Source organism: Micromonospora sp. DT15, from assembly GCF_049841475.1.
Taxonomy (GTDB): domain Bacteria; phylum Actinomycetota; class Actinomycetes; order Mycobacteriales; family Micromonosporaceae; genus Micromonospora.
Genome location: NZ_JBNCKJ010000012.1, coordinates 121574 through 145513, shown reverse-complemented (window position 1 = coordinate 145513; position 23940 = coordinate 121574). Strand labels below are relative to the sequence as shown.

Annotated in this window: 18 protein-coding genes; 6 read left to right on the top strand and 12 right to left on the bottom strand. The window is 72.7% G+C overall.

Translation table 11 applies throughout. The features are described from left to right. Nucleotides 1-24 precede the first annotated feature (24 nt). Nucleotides 25-816, bottom strand: coding sequence for an SDR family oxidoreductase (locus tag ACLQ3F_RS25255; RefSeq protein ID WP_357196531.1), 792 nt, complete (start codon nt 814-816; stop codon nt 25-27). Next, nucleotides 813-1796, bottom strand: coding sequence for an LLM class F420-dependent oxidoreductase (locus tag ACLQ3F_RS25250; RefSeq protein ID WP_357196541.1), 984 nt, complete (start codon nt 1794-1796; stop codon nt 813-815). Before ACLQ3F_RS25250 ends, ACLQ3F_RS25255 begins: the two co-directional genes overlap by 4 nt. Before the next feature lie 153 nt (nt 1797-1949). On the opposite strand from ACLQ3F_RS25250, the gene ACLQ3F_RS25245 reads away from it, so the two are divergent. Together ACLQ3F_RS25245 and ACLQ3F_RS25240 are read left to right on the top strand one after the other, a co-directional pair. Next, nucleotides 1950-3170 carry a low temperature requirement protein A gene (locus ACLQ3F_RS25245; RefSeq protein WP_425851792.1) on the top strand — a complete coding sequence of 407 codons (1221 nt, stop codon included), beginning with the start codon at nt 1950-1952 and terminating at the stop codon, nt 3168-3170. Nucleotides 3171-3217: 47 nt separating this feature from the next. Beyond that, nucleotides 3218-4081 carry a DUF1028 domain-containing protein gene (locus ACLQ3F_RS25240; RefSeq protein WP_425851791.1) on the top strand — a complete coding sequence of 288 codons (864 nt, stop codon included), beginning with the start codon at nt 3218-3220 and terminating at the stop codon, nt 4079-4081. A gap of 36 nt (nt 4082-4117) precedes the next feature. On the opposite strand, the gene ACLQ3F_RS25235 is transcribed toward ACLQ3F_RS25240, so the two are convergent. Continuing rightward, on the bottom strand, nt 4118-5005 hold the full coding sequence (locus ACLQ3F_RS25235; protein WP_357205641.1) for a phosphatase PAP2 family protein: 888 nt from the start codon (nt 5003-5005) through the stop codon (nt 4118-4120). Nucleotides 5006-5175: 170 nt separating this feature from the next. Here ACLQ3F_RS25235 and ACLQ3F_RS25230 point away from each other — a divergent pair, with 170 nt between their 5' ends. Further along, nucleotides 5176-5844 carry a DUF3159 domain-containing protein gene (locus ACLQ3F_RS25230; protein ID WP_425851910.1) on the top strand — a complete coding sequence of 223 codons (669 nt, stop codon included), beginning with the start codon at nt 5176-5178 and terminating at the stop codon, nt 5842-5844. Nucleotides 5845-6229: 385 nt separating this feature from the next. Here ACLQ3F_RS25230 and ACLQ3F_RS25225 read toward each other — a convergent pair whose 3' ends face one another. Next, complete coding sequence (locus tag ACLQ3F_RS25225) at nt 6230-9136, bottom strand: glycoside hydrolase family 48 protein (RefSeq protein ID WP_425851790.1); 2907 nt, start codon at nt 9134-9136, stop codon at nt 6230-6232. Nucleotides 9137-9984: 848 nt separating this feature from the next. On the opposite strand from ACLQ3F_RS25225, the gene ACLQ3F_RS25220 reads away from it, so the two are divergent. After that, nucleotides 9985-11328 (top strand): GH1 family beta-glucosidase, encoded by a 1344-nt coding sequence (locus ACLQ3F_RS25220; RefSeq protein WP_355008392.1) that lies wholly within the window; start codon nt 9985-9987, stop codon nt 11326-11328. Between the two features lie 79 nt (nt 11329-11407). On the opposite strand, the gene ACLQ3F_RS25215 is transcribed toward ACLQ3F_RS25220, so the two are convergent. The 3 genes from ACLQ3F_RS25215 to ACLQ3F_RS25205 form a co-directional block, all read right to left on the bottom strand. After that, complete coding sequence (locus ACLQ3F_RS25215) at nt 11408-11830, bottom strand: roadblock/LC7 domain-containing protein (protein WP_425696419.1); 423 nt, start codon at nt 11828-11830, stop codon at nt 11408-11410. Then, nucleotides 11827-14361 (bottom strand): nitrate- and nitrite sensing domain-containing protein, encoded by a 2535-nt coding sequence (locus ACLQ3F_RS25210; protein ID WP_425851788.1) that lies wholly within the window; start codon nt 14359-14361, stop codon nt 11827-11829. The genes ACLQ3F_RS25215 and ACLQ3F_RS25210 overlap by 4 nt, the downstream gene beginning before the upstream one ends. A gap of 99 nt (nt 14362-14460) precedes the next feature. After that, complete coding sequence (locus tag ACLQ3F_RS25205; RefSeq protein WP_425851786.1) at nt 14461-15873, bottom strand: FGGY family carbohydrate kinase; 1413 nt, start codon at nt 15871-15873, stop codon at nt 14461-14463. A gap of 204 nt (nt 15874-16077) precedes the next feature. Between ACLQ3F_RS25205 and ACLQ3F_RS25200 the strand changes: the two genes are divergently transcribed. After that, nucleotides 16078-18000 carry an anthranilate synthase family protein gene (locus tag ACLQ3F_RS25200; protein ID WP_425851785.1) on the top strand — a complete coding sequence of 641 codons (1923 nt, stop codon included), beginning with the start codon at nt 16078-16080 and terminating at the stop codon, nt 17998-18000. A gap of 95 nt (nt 18001-18095) precedes the next feature. Here ACLQ3F_RS25200 and wrbA read toward each other — a convergent pair whose 3' ends face one another. The 4 genes from wrbA to ACLQ3F_RS25180 all read right to left on the bottom strand — a co-directional run bounded on the left by wrbA (nt 18096) and on the right by ACLQ3F_RS25180 (nt 20583). Further along, nucleotides 18096-18713 carry an NAD(P)H:quinone oxidoreductase gene (gene wrbA, locus ACLQ3F_RS25195; RefSeq protein ID WP_357201660.1) on the bottom strand — a complete coding sequence of 206 codons (618 nt, stop codon included), beginning with the start codon at nt 18711-18713 and terminating at the stop codon, nt 18096-18098. Between the two features lie 289 nt (nt 18714-19002). Further along, the gene (locus tag ACLQ3F_RS25190; protein ID WP_425851784.1) at nt 19003-19371 is read right to left on the bottom strand and encodes a DUF3037 domain-containing protein; all 369 of its coding nucleotides are present in this window, start codon (nt 19369-19371) and stop codon (nt 19003-19005) included. Next, entirely contained in the window at nt 19368-20126 is a 759-nt protein-coding gene (locus ACLQ3F_RS25185; RefSeq protein ID WP_357201654.1) for a HipA family kinase, read from the bottom strand. Before ACLQ3F_RS25185 ends, ACLQ3F_RS25190 begins: the two co-directional genes overlap by 4 nt. A 64-nt stretch (nt 20127-20190) precedes the next feature. Continuing rightward, nucleotides 20191-20583: a hypothetical protein gene (locus ACLQ3F_RS25180; RefSeq protein WP_357201651.1), complete on the bottom strand. Its 393-nt coding sequence runs from the start codon at nt 20581-20583 to the stop codon at nt 20191-20193. 138 nt (nt 20584-20721) lie between these two features. Between ACLQ3F_RS25180 and ACLQ3F_RS25175 the strand changes: the two genes are divergently transcribed. Further along, the gene (locus ACLQ3F_RS25175) at nt 20722-21831 is read left to right on the top strand and encodes a winged helix DNA-binding domain-containing protein (protein ID WP_425851782.1); all 1110 of its coding nucleotides are present in this window, start codon (nt 20722-20724) and stop codon (nt 21829-21831) included. Nucleotides 21832-21841: 10 nt separating this feature from the next. On the opposite strand, the gene malQ is transcribed toward ACLQ3F_RS25175, so the two are convergent. Continuing rightward, on the bottom strand, nt 21842-23896 hold the full coding sequence (malQ, locus tag ACLQ3F_RS25170) for a 4-alpha-glucanotransferase (RefSeq protein WP_425851780.1): 2055 nt from the start codon (nt 23894-23896) through the stop codon (nt 21842-21844). Between the last annotated feature and the right edge of the window lie 44 nt (nt 23897-23940).

The following is a 23940-nucleotide window of genomic DNA, read 5'->3' as shown; positions in this document are numbered from 1 at the left end:
GGCGCGTTCCCACGCGGTAGCGGGTCAGGTGGTCAGCCGGCGGATGAGTTTGCGCATGCCGGCCTGCCAGCCGTCCGGGTCCTCGGCGCGACGGCGCGCGTAGTCGGCGACCTCGGGGTGCGGCAGGATCAGGAAACGTTCCTCGGCCAGCCCGGCGACGGCCGCGTCGGCGACCTGGTCCGGGGTGAGCACCGCACCGGACGCGGCGACCACCCGGGCGCCCAGGTGAGCGTCGGCGAGCCCGTCGGCGAGCATCGGGGTGTCGACCCCCTGTGGGCAGAGTGCGCTGACCCGGATGCCCCGGTCCCGGTAGGTGATGGCCAGCCACTCGGCGAACCCCACCGAGGCGTGCTTCGTCGCGGTGTACGGGGCGTCGCCCACAGCGGTCAGCACACCCGCCGCGGAGCAGGTGTGCAGCAGGTGCCCGCCGCCCCGGGTGAGCATTCCGGGCAGCACCGCGCGGGCCGAGTAGACGTGAGCGAGCACGTTGACCCGCCAGGCGCGGTCCCAACCGGCGTCGTCGACCTCCACTCCCCCGCCGGTGGTCACGCCCGCGTTGGCGCAGAACAGGTCGATCCGGCCGTACCGTTGCTCGGTGTCGGCGACCAGCGCGCGGACCTGCTCCTCGTCGGTGACGTCGAGGGCGCGGGCGTGCGCGACCGGGCCGATGCCCTCGGCCACCGCGCGGGCCGCGTCGGCGTCCAGGTCGGCGACCACCACGGCGGCGGCCCCCTCGGCGGCGAACCGGCGCGACAGCGCCGCGCCGATGCCACCAGCCCCGCCGGTGACCACCACGATCCGGTCGGTGAGGTTCACGCGGCGACCTCCATCGGGGCGGCGCCCAACTGGGCGATGAGGCTGAGCAGCGCGCTCGCGCCGCCGGCGGTGACCTCGGGGGTGGGCAGCAGCGCCATGATCGGCACGTCCACCCCGTTGTCGGCGTAGCGGCGTACCTCGGCGCGGCACCGCTCCGGTGAGCCGTGCAGCACCAGCGCGTCGACCACCTCGTCGGGTACTGCCGCGTTGGCCCCGCGCCGGTCACCGGCGGCCCAGGCCGCCCACATGGGCGCGAGCGTCTCGTCGCGGCCGAGCCAACGGTGGAACTCGGCGTACGCCCCGACGGTGAGGTAGCTGGTGATGAGCCGACGGCCCAGCGCCCGGGCGTACGCGGTGTCCTCGGTGGGGCAGACGAAGATCCGGGCGGCGACCTCGAAGCCGGTGCGGCGCTCGCCCAGCTCGGCGAGGGCGCGCGGCACGTCGTCGGCGCTGAGCCAGTTGAGGATGACCCCGTCGGCTTCCGCGCCGGCCAGCCGGAGCATCCCCGGGCGCAGCGCGGCGAGCAGGATCGGTGGTGGCGTCGCCGGTGGTGCTTCCAGCGTGAACCGGCGGATGGTGAACGTGTCGTAGGCCTCGTCGACGGTTTCGCCGGCCAGCGCGGCACGCAGGAAGCGCAGCACGTCGCGGGTGCGGCGGAACGGCTCGTCGAACGGCACGGCGTTCCAGTCCCGGACGAGCACGGGTGAGGACGCGCCGATGCCGAGCGAGAACCGGCCCGGCGCGGCCTCGGCCAGCGCCGCCGCGCTCATCGCCAGCAGACCGGGGCCTCGGGTGAAGACCGGTGTGATCGCGGTGCCGAGCCGCAGCCCTGGCTGCCAGGCCGCGGCGAGCGCCAGCGGGGTGAACGCGTCGGTCCCGGCGACCTCTGACGACCAGACGTCGGTGAACCCGGCCCGGTCGAGGGCCGCGTAGGCCGCGTCGTGCTGCGCCAGCGCGATCCCGCTCAGCGGCACCGTCATGCCCCATCGATTCGTCACCGGTCGATCGTGCCCGTTGACGCGGGTCCGAGCAAGATCCCCGGGTTGGGCAGAATCGCCGGTTCCCGACCGTGCGTGGCGGTGGAAGTGCTACCACTTCGAGGTGGACCGGACCGACGGCGCAGGCCGCTGACCATGGGTTTCAGGGCGGCAGGACACCTGGAGCCGGTCCCCGGGGCGGCCACACCGGGCCGGGCCACCTTCCTGGAACTCTTCTTCGATCTGGTGTTCGTCTTCGCGCTCACCCGGATCTCGGCGCGCGCGTTCGAGGACCTGACCGAGGAGTCGGGCCGGAAGTACATCTGGGAGGCGGTCACCGGCAGCGGCAAGACACTGCTGTTGCTGCTCGCGCTCTGGGCGGTCTGGCAGGGCACCGCGTGGACGACCAGCCGCTACGACCCCTACCGGGTGCCGTTGCAGACCGTGGTGATCACCGCGTTGGTGTGCAGCATGCTGATGGGGGTCGCGATCCCCCGGGCGTTCAGCGCGACCGCGCTGATGTTCGCGGTGGCGTACGTGATCGCGCAGGTGACCCGGCCGGTGATCCTGTCGATCGCGCTGGGCCCGCACCCGTACCGCCGGCTGAAGGTGCGGATGGCGGTGATCTTCGCGGTGAGCGGGGTGCTCTGGATCGGCGGCGCGATGCTGGGCACCAACGGGCAGGTGGCGCTCTGGTCGGCGGCGTTGGCGGTGGAGTACCTGGCGGCCCGCTGTGGTTGGCCGGTGCCCGGCCTGGGCCGCTCGAGAATCTCGAAGTGGGAGATCGCCGGCGAGCACCTGGCCGAGCGGTACCAGCAGTTCTTCCTCGTCGCGCTGGGCGAGACGATCCTGGTGGCCGGTTTCGCGTACAGCAAGGGCCCGTACGAGACCGGGCACGCGTGGGCGTTCGCGCTGGCGCTGGCCACCTCGATCATGCTGTGGCGGATCTACGTGCAGCGGGCCGGGCGGATCCTGGGCGAGGCGGTGACGAAGGCCCGGCATCCCGCCAACATCGGCCGTTCCGCCGCCGATACCCACCTGGTGATGGTGATCGGTCTCGCTTCCACAGCGGTCGGATACGAGCTGATCATCGAGAGTCCGCTGGAGCGGATCCCCGGGCCGTGGCTGGTCATGGTGCTCGGCGGTCCGGTCCTGTTCCTGGCCGGGCGGTCCCGCCTGGAGTACGAGGTGTTCGCACGGGTCTCGCCGTCCCGGTGGATCGCCCTCCTGGTGCTGCTGGCGTCGGCCGTGCCGCTGCGGCACCTGCCCGGGGTGGCCGCGACAGCGGTCGGAGCGGTGGTGCTGGCCGCTGTCGCGGTGGCTGACGCCCGTCGGGCCTACGGTGCCCCACCGGAGGCCGCCGCGCCACCGTTCTGAGCCTCGCGTGCCCGCGTCACGGCGGCGCGGAAGGCTAATCTCGGCCGGTGACCTTCTCCCTCGTCGCCCGCTCCGCCGACGGCCGCCTGCACGGCGTCGCCGTCGCCAGCAAGTTCCTCGCCGCCGGGGCGTTGGTCCCGGCCGCCGCCGCCGAGGTCGGTGCGCTGGCCACCCAGGCCCACGTCAACCTCGCCTACCGCCCGCAGGGCCTCACCCTGCTACGCACCGGGGTGGCCCCCGCCGACGTGGTGGCCGGGCTGATCGCCGCCGACCCCGAGCGGGAGCACCGCCAACTCGGCGTCGTGGGGGCCGCGGGCGCCGGTGCCACCTGGACCGGGCCGGCCTGCCATCCGTGGGCCGGCGGGCGGACCGGCGACGGTTGGGCCGCACAGGGCAACATCCTCGCCGGGCCGGAGGTCGTCGACGCCCTCGGCGTGGCCTGGCAGGCGGGAGCGGCACTGCCGTTCGCCGAGCGGCTCGTCGCCGCGCTGCGGGCCGGCGACGAGGCCGGCGGCGACCGGCGGGGCCGACAGAGCGCCGGCCTGCTGGTGGTCGAGCGCGGCGGCGGGTACGGCGGCACCAGCGACGTGGTGGTCGACCTGCGCGTGGACGACCACCCGGACCCGGTCGCCGAGCTGGGCCGGCTGCTCACTGTGCACACCATGCTCTTCGGCCGGCCCGACCCGGCGACCCTGCTCGACCTGAGCGGCGCGGTCGCCGCCGAGGTGGCGGCATTGCTCGGCGCGCTGGGCCACTCGGTGCACCCCGACGGCACGGAAGCGGCGTTGATCTCCTGGGCCGGGTTGGAGAACCTGGAGGAGCGGCTGGTGCCGGGCCGCATCGACCCGGTGGTGCTCACCCACCTGCGCGGTGTCGCCCCGCACGTCCCCGCACCCCGCGCCGCGAGCTGACCCCGCTCGGCCGCCCAGGTGGCTACGCCGGCTGGCTCAGCCCTTGACCCGGGGCACCAGCCGGTGCACGACGGTGAGCGCCAACGCCATCACCACCGCCATCGTGCCGGCGATCCCGGCGGCGCTGCCCGCGTACCCGACGAACAGGGGACGGCGGGCCAGCTCCTCCGGCCCGATGTCGCGCAGGTCGAGCAACCAGGACAGGGAGAGCCCACAGGCCACCAGGGCGAGCACACCACCGAGCCCGAGCACCAGCGCCGCGACCCGGTGCGCGTCGCCGGGGGCGATCTCGGCCTGCTCCCGCTGGGTGACCAGCAGCAGCAACCCGGCCAACGCCGCCCACACACCCACCACCAGGTACGCGGCGACGGCGTCGCTGGGTCGGTGCCAGCCGGCGGAGAGGGTGGCGACTCCGGCGACGGCGGCGTACCCGGCACCGATGAAGGCACCGACGGCTCGTACCTTGCGCGGCAGCACGAGCATCAGCGCGACCGCCACCGAGGCGGCCACCGTGGCGTGCCCGCTCGGGAGGCTGTTGCCCACCGCGGCGCGTTCCGGGTCGACACCGTAGTCGGGCCGGTTCAGCCCGTACTTGAGCAACTGGGTGGTGACGTTCGCTCCGGCGATCAGCAGGGTCGCGGTGATCGCCAGGGCGATCCGCCCTCGGATCAGCGCGATGAACCCGATCGTCGCGGTGGCGGCCAGCAGCGAAACCACCGACATCGCATTGAGGATCTTGTCGACGGGACCGTCGATGGTGTCCTGCCCGATCCGGTTGCCGGTGAGGGCGACCGTGTCCACCCACTGACCTATCTCGGAGTGCACGGCCACCCGCCACACGGCGAGGAAGGCGGCCGCCTGGACGAGGGCCAGTACGACCAACCAGACAGCGGTCCAACCCCGTGCCGTCGCGCGCATTCGCACACCGTAGCGGCAGGTGTCAGCGGTCCGACCGGTGGCCCGCCACCATGTGCCGGTTAGGTTGTGCCAGAGGCGAGGAGGCGGTGGTGAGCGGAGTACCCGAGCGCGACAGCGGCCCGACCCAACCCGGCCCGGAGCAGGGTGAAGGCGAAAATCCGGGGTCGGCGGGGCCGGTGCCGGCGGGCGGCGACACCGGCCCGGGTGAGCCGGCGCGGGCCGAGTCGCTGACGGATCTGCTGGGCGGGCGACGCGGCGCGATCGACGCCACCCTGCCGCCGCTGGCCTTCGCGGTGGGCTGGCTGCTGGGCGGCGAGTCGCTGTGGGGCGGGGTCGGCGCGGCGCTGGCCGTGGGCGCGGTGGTGGCCGGCGTACGGCTGCGCCGGGGTGACCGGCCGCGCTCGGTCCTGATCGGGCTGCTGGCCGTCTGCGTCGCGGCGTTGATCGCGGTGCGCACCGGCCGGGCCGAGAACTTCTTTCTGATCCAGGTGCTGTCGAACGCCGCGAGCGCTCTGGCGTGGACGGTCAGCATCGTGGTGCGGTGGCCACTGCTGGGTGTGCTGGTCGGCGCGGTGCTGGGCCAGCGGGCCGGGTGGCGGCGCGACCCGGCGCTGCTGCGCGGGTACGGGCGGGCCAGTTGGGTGTGGACGGTGACCTACCTGCTGCGGGTGGCCGTGTTCGTGCCGCTCTACCTGGGTGGGCAGGTGCTCGCGCTGGTGGTGGCCCGGGTGGCGCTGACCTGGCCGCTGGTCGCCGCGGCGCTGGCGCTGAGCTGGCTGGTGCTGCGGCGCTCGCTGCCGGCCGGGCACCCGGGGTTGCGTCACCCGGTCGCGCCGCCGCGGTAAAAGCCCGGTCCCGCGCGGCCGAACTCGGCGCGGGAAGCGGCCGGACTCGGGGCGAGCAAGCGGCCGAACTCACCGCGCAAGCGGCCGGACTCGGGGCAAAAAAGTGGAGAGGCCGCCACGGGGGGAGCGGCCTCTCCGGTGACGTACGTTACTCCGTCACAGACCTCGGTGTGATCCCGCGACGGCCCGAATTTCTGGGCTTTTTCGCGGCTGGCTCCAGTCCGGGCGGTGGGGTGGGCCAGCCGATCCGCTGCGTCGGCCAGATGGCCGGCCCACCCCGGCCTGACCGTGGGTGTCAGGCCGTCCCGCCGGCCCCGGTCCGTCGTTCCCCGGACCGGGGCCGAATCCCGGGGTGGGCGGTCCACGCCACCCACCCCGGGTCGTCTCAGCCGTTCGGGAACATGCTGCCGTAGTCGGCGTACGCCATGGCGACGTCAGCCTGTGCCCAGAACCGGTGGTAGTTGAACTCGGGCTCCGGACCACCGTTCAGGTACGCCTGCACCTTGGGCCAGTCCGGGTCGTTCTTGTAGAAGGAACGGATGTCGAGGAAGCTCTTGCCGGCGGCGATGGCGTCGCCGTTCGGCATCTTCCCGGTCCAACCCGACGGGACGTAGAGGCCCTGCCCGGTGGACGCGTTGTAGACGTCGTCGAAGCGCCGGTAGTCGCCACGCTTCTCGGTGGTGGAGACACCCTTGGCGTCGCTGGCGGCCGACAGCGCGTCGAGCAGCCCCTTGGCGGTGGTCTTCGCCGCCGCGTTGCCCGACTTGGCCGCGTACGCGATCAGGATCCGGGCGTAGGCGGCGGTGACGCCGACGTCCTGACCCTTGCTGATGACCTCGACGTGCAGGCCGGTGTTGGGCTGCGGGTTGGACGGGTTCCAGGTGGTCGGCTGACCGGTCCACGCCATGTCCGACGGGATCGACCAGTTGGTGCCGAGGGTGGTGTTGGCGATCGCCCAGGGCACCCACTTGTCCAGCAGCGCCTTGGCCTTCGCGTTGCCGGTCTGCTGGTACAGCTCGGCGATGCGCTGCATCGACCAGGCCTGCATACCGAACCACTGGTTCGACGGCGGGTCGTTGTAGACCGGGTCGACGTCGTAGAACATGCCGTAGAAGGTGCTGGTGCCGGACGGCGGCTGGGCGTAGCTACCGTCCCAGCTGTTCGTGGCGCCACCGGCGATGCCACCCTCGGCGGACTGCAGCCAGGTGTAGAACTCCAGCTGCCGCTCGAAGCTCTTGGTCCAGTCGGCGACCGCCGTCGACGACTGCGGCTTGAGCTCCGGGGTGTTGGTCAGCGCCCAGGCCGCGAACGGGTTCTGGTAGCCGAAGTGGTTGTGGCTGGAGCCGATCCGCCAGGACCAGTTCTGGCTGGCGTCGTACGCGCCGCCCCAGGCGTAGTACCAGGACAGCAGGTAGTGCGCCGAGTCCTTGCCGCTGCCGGCGGGGCAGGTGCTGGCCCCGACGCAGTTGCCGATCTTCTTGAAGTACTTGTCGAACATCGCGTACCGCAGGTAGTCGCCCATCTTGGCGGCCTTGGTGATGGTGGCAGCGACGTCGGCCTGCTTGTTCTGCGCCTTGGACCAGGTCAGCGCCCAGTACGCGGCCTGCACGGCGCGGGCGTCGGCGTCCGGGGCGTTGGTGTACTTCCACTGCTTGGCGGGGGCGCCGGTGTCCTTGACGAACAGGTCGAGGTAGCCGTACTGACCGCCGTGCTTGAAGGTGTCGCAGGAGGGCTGCGGGATGGTTTCCCACACCGACTCCTGGGTGCCCCGCTGGAAGGTGTTGATGTAGGCCGGCTTGGTGGTGCCGTCACCGCAGCGGCCGAAGCCGTAGGTGTTGTCGACGTCCATCAGCCAGTGCATGCCGTAGATGTCGCCGGTGCCGTAGGTGGACTGCAACTCCGAGCGCAGCGGGTCCTGACCGACCGAGACGTTCGGGTTCAGCGCCGACGGGTACTGGCTGGGCAGGTTGTACTCCGCGGCGTACTGCGGGGTGCCCGCGGAGCCGGCGGTCGGCTGGTCGGCGTGCGTGGGGATGATGTACTTCTCCATCACCGTCCAGGCGTTGTTGAACGGGGCCCAGTTCTGGGTGACCTTGCCGTAGTAGGCCTCCAGCCAGAGCCAGAAGCTGAACGCCTCTGAGGTGGTCTCGTGGCCGTGGTCGGGCGCCTCGACGATCAGCGTCTCCACCGAGTGGTACGGCACGCCCTCGGGGCTGAAGTAGCCCGAGTTCTTGATCTTGCCGTACTGCTCGAGGAACTTCGCGGTGTAGGCGTTGTCGCCGCCGGGGGTGTCGTTGTCGATCTCGGTGGCGCTGACCGCCAGCGAGGCGAGACCGGTGGCGGACGCGGTGATGGTGGCGGCGCCACCGACGGTGTCGGCGTCCTCCGCCGCGGCGACCGTGACGGTGACCCCGGTGCTCCAGTTGCTCGGGGTCAGCGTGACCGTGGCCGGCGAGACCGTGACGTCGGTGTCACCGGTGCGGGTGAGGGTGACCGGCACGTTGGCCGTCGGGGCGGCGCTGAGCTTCAGGTTGAAGGTGGCGCTGCCACCCTCGGCGACGCTCACCGCGGACGGGGTGGCGACCAGTGTCGGGCCGGTGGCGGCCCCGACGGTGAACGCCTTCTCGTCGACCCCGATGCCGTTGGCGTTGTCGTACGCCTTGGCCTGGACGGTGTAGCTGCCGGCCGGCAGGTCCTCCTGCGTGTACGCGTACGGGGCGGAGGTGTCGGTGTTGATCAGCAGGCCGTTGCGGTAGAACTCGACCTTGCTGATCGTCCCGTCGGGGTCGCTGGCGGTGGCCGTCAGCGGCACGTCGGCCGGCGCGGTGAACGGCCCGGTCGGCAGGCCGAGGGAGACCGTCGGCGGCTGGTTGGCCGGGGTGCCGTTGCAGGGGGTGCCGTTGAGCGTGAACGAGGTGGGCTTCGGGTTGCTGCCCGAGTGGGCGCCGTTGAAGCCGATGGTGGTGGAGGCCCCGGTGGCAAGGTTGCCGTTGTACGACTCGTTGGTCGCGGTGACCTCGCTGCCGGTCTGGCTGTATCTGGCCGACCAGCCCTGGGTGACCCGCTGACCGCTGGTCGGGAAGGTCCACTTGAGCGTCCAGTTGCTCACCGGGTCACCCAGGTTCTTGATGGTGACGTTCGCGGTGAAGCCGGTGTTCCAGTCGTTGGTCGCGTAGACCACGTCGCAGGCCGGTGCGGCCTGTGCGGCGCCGGCAGGCAGGGTCACCCCGCCGATGGCGAGCAGCGCGGCGGCGGCGAGCGCCACGCGGCGGCGTATTGCCAGTTGTCTCATGTGCGCGGTGTCTCCTCGGACCAGGCCGGGATGGTCCCCGGCGAGGCGCCTGCCCGCGACGGTGGTGGTGGTCCGCGGGGATGTCGAGGCGCCGGGAAGGTGGTCTTCCCCGGGCCCGGCCGGGGTAGGGCGGTCGCGGCCCGCACGGGAGGGGGTCCCGCCGGCTGCGCTCGGGTGACCGTGACCGGAGCTGGCGCTGCCGGTTGCCCTCGGTGGACCCGCACTCACGCGATGTGGCTCCTGTCGCGTCGAATCGACAGTGTGCCATGGAAGCGCTCCCACAACAAGCGCACGGAGCGCTGGATCAGCTCCTTGTTTCGATCTCGTTTTGGGTCTTTCACAAAGGCGTGACGGGCGTTACAGTCGCAACATCGGTCGATGGGAGCGCTTCCATCGACAAGGTTCCAACAAGAAGATCGCTGGGGTCGTCCTGACGAGCCCAGGGAACCAGACCGAGGGCCGACGACGGGCCAGCCCGGACGCCGTCGTCAGCCATCGTCCCGCCACAGGGAGGGAGGTGGAACCAGAGCCACTCGCGTGGCCCGGCTCCCGCGCGACACGCACGGCAGGACCCAAATTCCGCCCGTGTGTGTGCAGTTACGGTGGGGACGGGGGTTGCCCTCCCCCGTCCCCACACTAAACCCCCGTACACGATAGGAAAAGAGGCCGACGGGACAGGCGCGCCGCGCCGCCCGGACGGCCTCGTTCGCTGCTCGGGGCCCACACCCGCCTCCCAACCGCCAGCACCGGCCGTTCTGACGGCCGGCTGACCGGCTGGCAGCGCCTGCCCTATCATGGGAGCGCTCCCGAATCTTTCGGCGGTGGCCCCGTATCCATGAGGAGAATCCATGTCGATACCTACCGGGCCCGCCGGCCCGCTGCGCTTCCCGGACAACTTCGGCTGGGGCGCGGCCACCTCCGCCTACCAGATCGAGGGCGCCGCCAAGGAGGACGGGCGCGGCGAGTCGGTCTGGGACACCTTCAGCCGCGTCCCAGGTCGCACCCGAAACGGCGACACCGGCGACGTGGCCATCGACCACTACCACCGCTACGCCGAGGACCTCGACCTCATGCGCGACCTCGGGTTGCGCAGCTACCGCTTCTCCATCTCCTGGCCCCGGATCCAGCCCGACGGCACCGGCACGCCCAACCAACGCGGCCTCGACTTCTACCGCCGCCTCCTCGACGGCCTGCACGAGCGCGGAATCACCCCGATGGCCACCCTGTTCCACTGGGACCTCCCGCAGGCGCTCCAGGACGCCGGCGGCTGGGAGTCACGCGACACCGCCCACCGCTTCGCCGACTACGCCGACGTGGTCTTCCGCGCCCTTGGCGACCGGGTGCCGGCCTGGCTCACGATCAACGAACCCAAGACCGTGGTGCAGAACGGCTACCTCACCGGCCACCACGCCCCCGGGCGGCAGGACCCGGACGCCGCCTACCTTGTCGCTCACCACCTGCAACTCGCCCACGGGTACGCCGTCGCCGCGCTGCGCGCCACCGGCAGCGACAGCCGCATCGGCCCCGCTCTCAACCTGCACCCCTGCTACCCCGCCGACGACTCCCCGCAGGCTGCCGCGGCAGCCCACCTCTACGACGCCTACGAGAACCGCCTCTACCTCGACTCCCTGCTCAAGGGTAGCTACCCGGAGGACCTGCTGGCCGACCTGGGCCCGCAGAGCCGGATGGCCCAGGGCATCCGCGACGGCGACCTGGAGACCATCTCCGCGCCGGTCGACCTGCTGGCGGTGCAGTACTACACCCCGATCTACGTCACCGGCGACGGCGGCACCACGCACCGCTGGGAGACCTCCGAGGCCGAATGGCAGCAGATCTACCCCGAGGGGATGTACGACCTGCTGACCCGAATCACCCGCGAATACGGGCCGATCCCGCTCACCATCACCGAGAACGGGCTGCCCACGCCGGACACCCTGGGCGCGGACGACACCGTCCAGGACACCGGGCGGATCAGGTTCCTGCGCGACCACCTCACCGCCGCGCACCGGGCCATCGCCGAGGGCGTGCCGCTGGAGAGCTTCCACGTCTGGTCACTGCTCGACAACTTCGAGTGGGACCAGGGCTACGACCAGCGCTGGGGCCTGGTCTACGTGGACTACGCCACCCAGCGTCGGGTGCTCAAGAACTCCGCCACCTGGTACCGCTCGGTCATCGCCGACGGCGGCTTCTGAGCGCGCCGCCACCCGGACGCCCGGGCCCGGACGGCTCGGCTCGGGTGAGCCGCGACCGTCCGGGCCTCGGCCGGCTCATTCAGCGGGGCAGCGCCTGCTGCAACTCCGCCCGCAGGGCCGGGGTGAGCATCTCCCCCGCCTGCTTGGCCAACCGGGCCATCTCGTAGCCGACCACGCCGATGTCCGCGTCACCGGCGGCCAGCGTGGCCAGAATCGAACCGTCGCGGATCTGCATCACCAGGAAGTAGCCCCGGCCCATCTCGACCACCGTCTGCTTGACGATATCGCCGTCGAACATCGAGGCCGCGCCCGCGGTGATACTCATCAGCCCGGAGGTCACCGCGGCGAGCTTGTCCGCGTTGTCACGCGGCAGGTGATCGGAGATCGCCACCAGCAGCCCGTCGGAGGAGACCACCACCGCGTGCGCCACACCCGGCACCCGCTCCGCGAACGCGCTCACCAGCCAGCTCAGGTCACGCGCCTCCTGGCTCAACGTCGTCACTGTCGTCGTCCCCCTTCGTCGTGCCCCCCGGACGGTGGCACGGGTATCTCGGTGGTGTCCTCAGCCTCGGCGCGCCGTACTCCGCTGTAGAGCCGCGAGAGCATGCCGCCGACCGCCTCCGGGTCCGGGTCGGTGCGGGTCGGTGCCGTCATCGGTTGTGCCGAACGGGTGACCGCGCTCAACTGCGCCATGGGCACCCGCACCGGCAATCCCCGCTCATTGGTGCCGGCGGTCACCGGGATCGTCGGTGGCGCCGCCGCGGCGGGCACCACCGGCGCTGGGCCCTGCCGCGAATACCAGCCCCCGCCGGCACCGCGAGCGGCTGCGGGGGTCAACACGTCCTCGGCGCGTACCGGCACCGGGCGGCCCTGACGCGGCACGCCGACGCCCGGCGGGCGGCCGGCCACCGGCAGGTCCCGCACCGCGCCGTTCACCATCGGGGCAGCGGCCGGCCGGGCGGCCCCGGGCTGCGGAACCACCCCTCGTGCCGCGCTCGCCGCCAGCATCCGCGCCGACGGGGGCGCGTCCAGCTCCACGTTGCCCGGCGGTGCCAGCAACTCCGCGGGCAGGGCAAGCCGGGCGACCAGGCCGTCCTCGCCGCCCTGCAACCGCACGCGGACGCTCAACCGGGCCGCGAGGTGACTGACCACGAAAAGCCCCATCCGCTCCACCGCCGCGACGTCCGCGGCCGGAGGGGTGGCCAGCACCTCGTTCGCCTGCACCAACGCGGTCGGGCTCATACCCAGACCCCGGTCGACGATCTCGATCAGCGCACCGCCCGCCTCGACCCGGGCGGTCACCACCACGACGGTGTCCGGGCGGGAGAAGGCCGTGGCGTTCTCCAGCAGCTCGGCGAGCAGGTGCACCAACTCGCCGACGGCGTGCCCGACCACGTGCACGTCGGCGACCGACTCGATCCGGACCCGCTGGTACTGCTCGATCTCCGCGGCGGCGGCCAGCAGCACCGCACCGAGCCCGACCGGCCGGTTCCACCGACGGGTGGAGTCGGTGCCGGCGAGCACCAGCAGGCTCTCGTCGTTACGGCGCATCCGGGCGGCCAGGTGATCGAGCTTGAACAGGTTCTCCAGCTGGTCCGGGTCGCTCTCCTCGCGCTCCAGGTCGTCCAACAGCTCGAGCTGACGCTCCACCAGCACCTGGCTGCGGCGGGCCAGGTTGACGAACATCGCGTTGACGTTGCGCCGCATCAGCGCCTGCTCGACGGCGACGGTGACCGCGCTGCGGTGCACCGCCACGAACGCCTCGGCCAGCTCGCCGATCTCGTCGAGTGAGCGGACCACCGCCGGCGCGACGTCGATGCGCGGCACCCCACCGGTGACGGTCTTCAGTCGGTCCAGGGCGTCCGGCAACTCGACCTGGGCGATCCGCAACGCCTGGCTGCGCAAAAGCCGCATCGACCGGGCGACCGAGCGCCCGATGAGCAACGAGATCAGCAGTGCGGCCAGCAGGACCGTGACCACCCCGCCGACGACCAGCAGGGTCGTGCGCAGCTGATCGTCGCTGGCCTCCTCGGCCTGGCGGACAGCGTCGTCGAGCACCCCCGCCTCAAGCTGACGCAGCAGCTCCTGACGCTGCTGGCTGGCCGACCACCACTGCTCCGACGGCAGCACCTGCGGCGACGCGCTGCCGGAGGACAGGCTGCGCTCCTCCAACCCGGTGGCGACCAGGAACATCGGCGACACCGAGGTCTCGTCGTAGCGGCGGATCTGCTTCCTGGTCGCGGCCACCCGGAACGCGCCGAGCGCGGTGAGTTGCTGACCGCGCAGGTCGGCGAGGATCACCCGGTCCTCGGTGCCGTACGCGCCGGCGCGGGCGGCGGCGTAGAGCTGGGCCCGCACCCGGGAGGACAGCTCCTTGACCCGGGCCAACTGGACGTAGCGCAGCACCGCGTCGTTCAACGCCGGCTGGTTCTGCCCCGGCGTCGGCTCGGCGAGCAGGTCGAGCAACGCCCCGACGGCCCGGTGGTAGTTGCCCAGGATGGTCTCGGTGCTGAGCACCGCCGGTGGGATCGCTGAGCGGATGTCGACAACCTGGTCGTACGCCTCCAGCGCCTCGGAGAAGGCCACCCGCCAGGACGCGTCCGCGTCGGCCAACGGCTCGGCGGCCCGGCTGAGGTCCACGATGGCTTTGTCGGTGGCCGCCTGCAACGGCTTCAGGTCGTTCGCCGCGGCCTGCCGGTCACCACCTTTGCGCAGCTCACCCAGCTCCCCCGCCGAACGGTCACGCTCCTGCTGGAGCTGGTGCACCGCCGCGGTGATCTGCCGGCCGATGCCGACCTGACTGGAGAAGTCGTTCAACGCCGTCGTCCGCCCCACCAGGGTGCTGGTCTGCACCCCGGCGAGCAGGAGGAACGCCATCGACGGCACCAGCAGCACCGTGGCGAGCTTCGTGCTCATCCGCCAGTCGCGCAGCCGGAACGGCGACCGCCGTCGATGCGGAACGACTCGGACATCGAAGCGACGTCGGCGATGGTTCGACACCGCGCCGTTCGCCGGGTCGGGACCTGCCGCCACCCTGCCTCCTCCGTCCTACCGCGTCCACCGCGGTCGGGGGAGCGCAGTCCATCCAACCAGGCTCGGTACCGCTGTCAACGGCCCGGGCGAGGCCGAGGTTCAGGAAGGATACTGCGGGTGGGAACGTCCTGCCGTGGTCGGTAAAACCAGCTCGTCCGTCCGGCCGATGTCGGCGAGCTGGATCGCGTCACCGAAGCGCCCCAGCGCCACCAACGCGGCACCGGTGGCGCCGATCTCCGGGTTGCGCTGATGCGACACCGGTCGCGGGGCGAGCGCGGTCGCGAAGGCCTGCCGCCACCACACCGAGGCGGCCACCGCACCGCCGCCCAACACCACGCCGACCGGTTTGTCGATTGTGGACTCCAGCACCCCGAGATCCTCGGCGACCAGCTCACACAACCCCTGCATCAGCCCAGCCAGGATGTCGACCGAGGTGGTGCTGAAACTCAGACCGCGCAGCTCCCCACTGCCCGCCGGGGCCAGCCCCGGCGCCCGGTCGCCACCGAAGCGGGGATTCGCCGGCCGGCCACCACCCGTCGGCACCAGCGCCAGCGCCGCGTCCAGCTCAGCGCCCTGCGGCAACCGCAGCTCCCGGTCCGCCCAGGCGAAGAGGTTGCCCCCGTTGGCGTACGCGGCCCCCGTCACCACGTGCTCGTGGTCGACCCGGTAACGCCACAACCGTTCGGGCAGGCGCGGCATCGGCTCGCCCGCCGGAATCCGCTGCATCAGCCGTACGGCGGCGGAGGTGCCCACTGTGACAGCGGCCCGGCTCGGGTCGACGCAGCCCGAGCCGACGTTCGACGCCCCACCGTCGCCCACCGGCGGCGACCAGCGGGCCTTCGCCAGTTGCGGCCACCGACGAGCCAGGTCGACCCGGAGCCGGCCGTGCCAGTCCAGCTCGCCCAGCGGCGGCAGCTCCGCCGGCCGCGCCTCGGCCAGCGTCAGCGCCTCCTCGTCCCAGCTCAGGGTGCGCAGATCCAGCAGGCCGGTCCCGGAGGCCTGGGAGATCGACATCGGCGCCGAGTCGAGCAACTCGCCCAGCACGTACTCGGGCAGACCCACGAACCGGGCGATCGGGGTGCCGGACTGCTCACGCAACCACGGCAACCGCATCGACCAGTACGAACGGTGCCACCAGCAGCCGGTGCGCTGGTGGAAGCCGTCCGGGTCGGCCGGCCCGGCGGTGCGCCCGACCGGGGCGGGCCGGGTGTCCAGCCAGGTGACCACCGGGCCCATGGGGGCGCCGTCGCGGTCCAGCGGGAGCACCGAGTGCCACTGGGCGGAGACCGCCACCAGGCCGACGTCGTGCAGGTGCCCCGAGTCGGCCAACTCGTCCAGGCACTCGACCAAGCTGGCCAGATAGTCCCGACCGGACAGCGTGCCGGTGCCGTCGTCGCCGATGGCGAGGTCGACCTTGCGGCGGGCCAGAGCGCCGGGCAGCGGCTGGGTGTCCGCGTCCAGCACCAGCCCGCGTACCGAGGAGGTGCCCAGGTCGAGCGCGAGAATGTTCATCGCCGGTCAAGTTACCCCGTGCCAGCCGGCCGACGGGCGCGTAGGGTGGATCACATGCTCGCGCAGTTGACCGTTTGGTGGCCCGCCGACCCGGCGGCCATCTCCCGCGCGTAGCTCCATCCACGCGGCCGCCATTGAGGCGGTCGCCGGATCTCCCGGCTCAAGGGCCGCCCGACGGCGGCACCGAGCCCGACGGAGACTCCGATGACCCACCTGACCGACCTGCTCGCCGCCGTCGCCAGCGGCGTCGACCCCGGCCCCTTCGCGCTTCTGCGCCGTGAGGGCGCGGACGACCTGGACCTGCTTGCCGGCCCGGTCGACACCGTCGAAGAGCTCACCGACCTCCCGTTGCCGGCGGGCCCGCCCGGGGCGCGGACGCTGGCCCTGGTGCCGTACCGGCAGATCACCGAACGCGGCTTCGCCTGCGTCGACGACGCCGCCCCGCTGGAGTTCCTCCGGGTCCACGAGCACCAACGGATCACGCTGACCGACGCCCTCGCCGCGCTGCCCGACGAACCGGTACGCACCACCGACGCGGGCTTCGACGTCAGCGACGACGAGTACGCGCGGACCGTGCAGCGGGTGCTGTCCGAGGAGATCGGCCGCGGTGAGGGCGCGAACTTCGTCATCCACCGCGCTCTGCACGCCACCGTGCAGGGCCCACCGCTGAGGGCCGCGCTGGCCGCGTTACGCCGGCTGCTGATCGCCGAGCGCGGCGCGTACTGGACGTTCGTGGTGCACACCGGCACCCGGACGCTGGTCGGCGCCAGCCCGGAGCGCCACGTCAGCGTCGACGACGGACTGGTGATGATGAACCCGATCAGCGGCACCTTCCGCTGCCCCGGTGGCGTCGCGGACCGGGCGGCGCTGCTGCGCTTCCTCGCCGACCCGAAGGAAATCGAAGAGCTGTACATGGTGCTCGACGAGGAGCTGAAGATGATGGCCGCCGTCGCCGAGCAGGGTGGGCAGGTGATCGGACCGCACCTGAAGGAGATGTCGCACCTGGCGCACACCGAGTACCTGCTCGCCGGGCGGGGCACCCGCGACGTGCGGGAGGTGCTGCGCGAGACGATGTTCGCCCCCACCGTCACCGGCAGCCCGATCGAGAACGCCTGCCGGGTGATCGCCCGGCACGAGCGCCGGGGCCGGGGCTACTACGGGGGCGTACTGGCACTGCTCGGCCACGACGACGCCGGCCGGCAGACGCTCGACGCCCCGATCCTGATCCGGACCGCCGAGATCTCCCCCACCGGCCAACTGCGGGTGCCGGTCGGCGCGACCCTGGTCCGGCACTCGACGGCGGCCGGCGAGGTGGCTGAGACGCACGCCAAGGCCGCCGGGGTGCTGGCCGCCCTCGGCCTCGGGCCGGCGGCGTCCGTCGGCGACCGCGGGCCGGTCGCGCGGCTGGACGACGACCCGGCGGTACGCGACGCGCTGGCCGCGCGCAACGCACCGCTGGCGCGGTTCTGGCTGGACCAGCGGTCACCGGACGCGCCCGGACTGCCCGGGCTGGTCGGCCGCCGAGCGTTGATCGTGGACGCCGAGGACACCTTCACCAGAATGCTGGCCCACCAACTGAGCGCGTTGGGTCTCGCGGTGACCACCCGCGCCTGGCACGCGAGCGGCCCGGTCGACGACTACGACCTGGTGGTCGTCGGTCCCGGGCCGGGCGACCCGGGCAGCGCGGACGAGCCGAAGATGCTGGCGCTGCGCAAGCTGCTGACCGGGCTGCTGACCACCGGCCGTCCCACCCTCGCGGTCTGCCTCGGCCATCAGGTGCTGGCCGGGTTGCTGGGGCTGACGCTGCACCGCCGGGACGCGCCGTATCAGGGGTTGCAGCGGGAGGTGTCGGTGTTCGGCCGCACCCGCCGGGTCGGGTTCTACTCGACGTTCACGGCCCGCTCCGACGCCGACCGGCTGGCCACCGCGTACGGGCCGGTGGAGCTGGCCCGCGACCCGGACGACGGCGCGGTGCACGCCCTGCGGGGCCGGGGCTTCGCCGGGGTGCAGTTCCACGCGGAGTCGGTGCTCAGCCCCGACGGGCTCGCTGTGCTGAGCGAGCTGCTGACCGACCTGCTGCCCGCCTCACGCCCGGACGAGCTGTCCGCGATCCGCGAAGGCGCATAGTCGGCCCGGCCCGGGGGTAGGGCTGGATGGACCGGTGGCGCGGGCGGGCCGAGAGCCCCCGCCCGCGCCACCGGTCGCCCTCGTTCGACGTTCGGTCAGCCGGCCATACCCGCCTTCAGCGCGGTCCCCAGCAGCACGGCGCGCCGGGCGGTCAGCGCGCAGGCCCCGAGCGCCACGGCGTCCGGGGCGATCTCCCCGTTGTTGCTGGTGTGCGAGGGACCGTACGGGTTGCCGGCGATGAACTGACTGGTGTCGGTGTAGCCCGGGGTGACCACCACACCGCCCCAGTGGTAGAAGACGTTGAAGAGCGAGGTCAGCGTGGTCTCCTGCCCCCCGTGGGAGGTCGCCGTCGAGGTGAAGGCGGAGTAGACCTTGTTGGCCAACGCGCCCTGGGCCCAGAGCGGGCCGGTCGTGTCGATGAACTGCTTCAACTGCGCGGCGATCATGCCGTACCGGGTCGGCGCGCCGAGGATCACCACGTCGGCCCAGGCCAGGTCGTCGATCATCGCCTCGGGCACGTCCTGGGTCTCCAGGTGGTGCGCCTGCCACCCGGAGTTGGAGCGGATCGCCTCGTCCGGCGCCAACTCGCGCACCTTGCGCAGGCGTACCTCGGCACCGGCGTCCCCGGCGGCCTCACACACGGCCTGCGCCATCTGGTACGTGATGCCGGTGGCGCTGTAGTAGATCACCGCTACCTTGGTCTGGGCAGCCATCAGAGTGTCCCCTTCTCGTCTCGGATCAGCTCCCGCGACTACCCGCTGCGGACGCGCTCTAACGACAGCCTCCGGGGCCGCCGGCTACCGATACGGCCGGCTCAAGTTTTCCGCAACTTCCCGGTCGTTCCGGCCCGCCGCCAGGCCCGGACGACGATCCTGGTGCCATCGGTGCCGGCGGGATCGAGCCGCCGCCCCGCACCGGGCACCTGAACGGGGGATCGCGCTCCGCCGGCAATGGCGCTGGCGTAGCGCGATCAGGGGACGATCACCGCTCCCACGCTCCGGCTCAGAGGACCAGGGTCGCCATCAGCCGGTCCAGCTCGGCCGCCGGGTCGACGGTGAGACCGGTGTGCACCGGCCCGGTCTGGATCATCGTGCTGCGCGGCGCGGCCAGCCAGTGGAACCGCTCGCCGAGGCGCATCCGGGTCGCCGGCCCGTCACCGGAGCAGGTCCGGTCCCAGGAGTCGAGCACCGCGGCCACCGCCGGCAGGTCGACGTCGGGAGCCAGCGCGCGCACCCGGTCGGCGTCCAGGTGCGTCCGCGCGGCCAGGAAGTCACGCTGCTGGCAGTAGAGCAACACCCCGACGTTGATCTGCTCACCGCGTTCGATGCGGGGCACGAGCCGGATCAGCGCGTACTCGAAGGGTTGCCTCATGCCCCGCTCCCCGATGGCAGCCAGTCGGCCGTGCGGGCGACCCGGCGGGACAGGTGATCCAGGTACGCGCCGCGCGCCGCGTCGGCCGTCTCGAAGTCGGCGGCGGTCAACCACTCCCCCGGCACCAGGGCCAGCACCTCGGTGAGCAGCTCCGGGGTGACCTGGGGGGCCAGTTCGGCGTCGGCCTCGGCCAGCCGCGACGCGTACGGCGCCAGCACGTGGTCCTCCGCGCGGTAGGCACGGTGCACGGCGGCCTCGGCGCGCGGCCAGTTGTGGTGGAAGTACAGCGAAGCGCCGTGGTCGATGAGCCACAGCTCCCGGTGCCAGACGAGCAGGTTCGGGTTGCGCCAGCTCCGGTCGACGTTCTCCACGTACGCGTCGAACCAGAGCACCCGGGAGGCCAGCGCCGGGTCGACCGGGTGCGCCACCGGGTCGAAGCCCAACGCCCCGGGCAGGAAGTCCATCCCGAGGTTGGCGCCGCCGCTGCTGCGCAGCAGCTCCTGTACCTCCTGGTCGGGCTCGGCCCGCCCGATCACCGGGTCGACGTCGAGGACCACCAGCGGCGGCACCCGTAACCCCAGCCGGCGCGCCAGCTCACCGCAGATCACCTCGGCGATCAGCGCCTTGGGCCCCTGCCCGGCGCCTCGGAACTTCGCCACGTAGGTGCCCAGGTCGTCGGCCTCCACCACGCCCGGCAGCGACCCACCCTCGCGCAGCGGGGTGACGTAACGGATCGCGGTGACCTGGCGGAGCACGCCGCCCACCCTACTGTGGCCGGCCGGGACGGGTGGCGGGCCGGCCCAGACCGGCACGCGCGGGTCAGTCGAGCTTGTCGCGCAGCTTGTCGACCTGGGTCTGCAGGCGGTCCACAGCGTTCTCGTTGTTGACGAACGTGGTGATACCCGCGGCCAGGCCGAGCCCGATCAGCACGGCCAGGATGCTGAGCACCAGGCCGCCGATCGACACGCCACGACCGGTGACCCCGGGTCGACGCGCCATCTTGAGGCCGACGATGCCCAGGATGATCCCGATGATGCCGAGCACCAACCCCAGCCAGGCGAGGATCGCCGTCAACACGCTGAACAGAGCGGCCACCCCGAACACCAGGGCGAAGGTCGCCGCGGCGCTCGTCTTCGCGCGGGCGTCCCCCCGATGGCCGCGGGACCCGGCCGTTACGCCGGCGCCCCGCGCCGGCTCGCTTGCGGCAGTCATGAGATTCCCTTCCGTACGCGCGGCGCGCGCACTTCCGGCGAGCCGCATTCCCCCGACGACCGCCGTTACGCCTCCCACCAGCAGGAGTGTCGGTGCCCGGCCCTAGGCTGGCCGCCCGGCCACGAAAAGGAGCGCAGGATGCCTGTCGACCTCAGCGCGGCCGACGCGCTGGCGCTGCGGATGACCAGCCTGCTGCTGCGCCCGCACCCGAGCACCCGCCCCGGCACCGTCGCCGAGGTGGTCGAGTGGTTCGGCGCGATGCAGGCACAGGATCTGGCCAGCGGGCTGTGGTCGCTGGGCGCCCGGCTACCCGGTCACGGCATGGCCGACGTGCAGGCGGCGTTGGAGCGGCGTGAGGCGCTGCGTACCTGGCCGATGCGGGGCACCGTGCACCTCGTTCCGCCCGCCGATGCCCGCTGGATGCTGGAGGTGACGGGCGTACGGTCCCTGGCCGGCGTGGCGACCCGGCGGGCGCAGCTGGGGCTGAGCGAGGCCGACGTGGACCGGGCGGTGGACATCCTGGGCACCGCGTTGGCCGGCGGTGGTCGACTCACCCGCGCGCAGTGCCTCGCCACCCTGCGGGCGGCCGGCCTGGGCACCGACGGGCAACGTGGCTACCACCTGCTGTGGTATGCGAGCGTGCGCGGCGTGACCTGCGTGGCGCCGAACATCGGGACCGAGCAGACCTTCGCCCTGCTCGACGAGTGGGCACCCACGTCCCACCGGCTGGAGCGGGACGAGGCGTTGGCAGTGCTCGCCCACCGATACGTTCGCGGGCACGGCCCGGTCACCGACCGCGAGTTCGCCGGGTGGAGCGGCCTCACAGTGACCGACGCCCGGCGCGGTCTGGCCGCCGCCGACGACGCGCTGAGCACGGTACGCGTCGACGGCGCCGCGATGTACGTCGACGCGGCCCTGGCCGACGCGCCACGCACCGCGCCGGACGACGTGTTGGCGCTGCCCGGCTTCGACGAGTATCTGCTCGGCTACCGGGACCGCACGTTGATGCTCGACCCCGCCCACCAGGCGGCCGTCGTGCCGGGCAACAACGGCATCTTCCAGGCCACAGTGGTCCGCGCCGGTCGGGTGGTGGGCGTGTGGAAACGCAAGATCGGCCGCACGGCGGTCACCGTGACGATCCAGCCGCTCACGACGCTCGACGCCGCCGCGCGGGCCCGGGTGGAGCAGGCACTCGGGCGCTACGCCGAATTCCTCGGGCTGCCGGCCCGCTTCGACTGGCTGACCTGACCCGGCGGCGTCACCGCTGCGGCGGCGCCGGGTCGGCCGGTCGTGGGCGGGCGGCGCTGAGCAGGTCGACGATCCGGGCCACCCGGGGGTCCGCGCGGATCTGCGCCACGCTGGCCGGCAGCGGCAGCCGCCAGTTCGGATACTCGTCGACAGTGCCCGGCATGTTGGGTTGGCGCACCTCGCCCAGCACGTCGTAGAGGGAGACGCCGAGCAGCCGGGTCGGGCTGGCCGCGAGCGCGGCGTGCATCGCCACCACCACCTCGCCGTCGTCGGGTGCCGAGCTCGCATCGGGCAGCGCCGAGTCGGCATCCGTCCTTTGCTCTGCACCCGCGGAGGCGACAGTATCGGTCGGTGGCCGCGAGGTCGGCTCGGGCAGCAGGCTCTCGGCGCGCAGCATGCCCAGCAACCGGTCCCGGTCGGCGGCGGCGCGGGCCCGCTCCACCGCCACGTCGGTGCCGAGCAGCTTCAGCTCGTCGCGCACCCGCACGTGCTCACCGGTCAGGAAGCCCAACGCGGTGGGCAGGTCGTGGGTGGAGATGGTGGCGAGGGCGTTACGCGGCCACCGGGCCGGCGGGACGAAGTCACCGGCCTCGTCGCGCGCGAACCACAGCACCGTCGAGCCGAGCATGTTGCGCCCCCGCAACCCTCGGGTCACCGCCGGTTGGACAGTGCCGAGATCCTCACCGACCACCACCGCGCCGGCCCGGTGCGCCTCCAACGCGAGGATGCCCAGCATCGCCTCGGCGTCGTAGCGCACGTAGGTGCCCTCGGCCGCACCGCCGCCCGGCGGCACCCACCACAGTCGCCACAGACCGGCCACGTGGTCGACCCGCAGGCCACCCGCGTGCCGCAGGACGCGGCGCAGCATGTCCCGGTACGCGGCATACCCGGTTGCGGCGAGGCGGTCCGGGCGCCACGCGGCGAGCCCCCAGTCCTGGCCGAGCTGGTTGAAGTCGTCCGGTGGCGCGCCGACCCGCACGCCCTGGGCCAGCACGTCGGCGAGCTGCCACCCGTCCGCGCCGCCCGGGTCGATGCCGACGGCCAGGTCGTGCACGACACCGACCGGCATCCCCGCCGAGCGGGCCGCCGCCGTGACGGCGTCGAGCTGCTCGTCGCAGAGGTGTTGCAGCCAGGCGTGGAAGGCGACCCGGTCGGCGAGATGCCGACGCTGCTCGGCGACCGCCGGGGCGTCCGGGTGGTGCAGTTCCGCCGGCCAGGCCCGCCAGTCGTTGCCGTGCCGCTCGGCCAGCGCGCACCAGGTGGCGAAGCTGGTCAGCGCCGGGTCCGCGCCAAGGTCCACCGGCTGGGCGTACGGGTGCAGCAACTCCAGCGCGCGCCGCTTGGCGGCCCACACCTCGTCGTAGTCGATCAGGGGCCCCCGGTCGGGGCGCAGCGCGTCGACCACCGCCCGGGTGGCCGGCTCCGCCGCCCGGTACGCGGCGGTGTCGCTGACCCGCAGGTAGAGCGGATTGACGAAGCGTCGACTGGCCGGCGAATACGGTGAGGTGGCCACCGGGTGCGCCGGCCCGACCGCGTGCAGCGGGTTGAGCAGCACCAGCCCCGCCCCGTTGGCACCGGCCCACCCGGTGAACTCGGCGAGATCACCGAGGTCTCCCATGCCCCAGGATTGCTCCGACGTGAGCGCGTAGAGCTGGAGCATCCACCCCCAGCTCGACGGCGGCACCGGCAGCCGACGCGGCACCACCACCAGTGTCACCTCGCGGTCGGCGCAGGCCAGCCGGTGCCAGCCCAGCGGCAGGTCGGCCGGCAGTTCGCCGTCGACAGCGCGGCGGCCACCGCCCTCCAGGGTCACCATCCCCGGGCCGGGCAGCGCCCGGCCGCGACCGTGGGTGAGCACGACCGTCTCCGGCAGGGCGTTCCGGTCGACCGCACGGGCGGCGGCGAGCGCGTCGGCGATCGCCGACGGGCTGGTGGCGTCCACGCCGAGCAGCCCCAGCACACCCACCACTGTCCGCGGTGCGACCTCGACGCGGCGGTGCCGCCAGTCCTCGTACCAGGTGGAAACACCGTGCGCGTTGGCCAGCGCGGCCAATCGTCGGTCCATGTGCCCCCCGCTCCACGACGCGACCTACGACCACCCTGCCACGC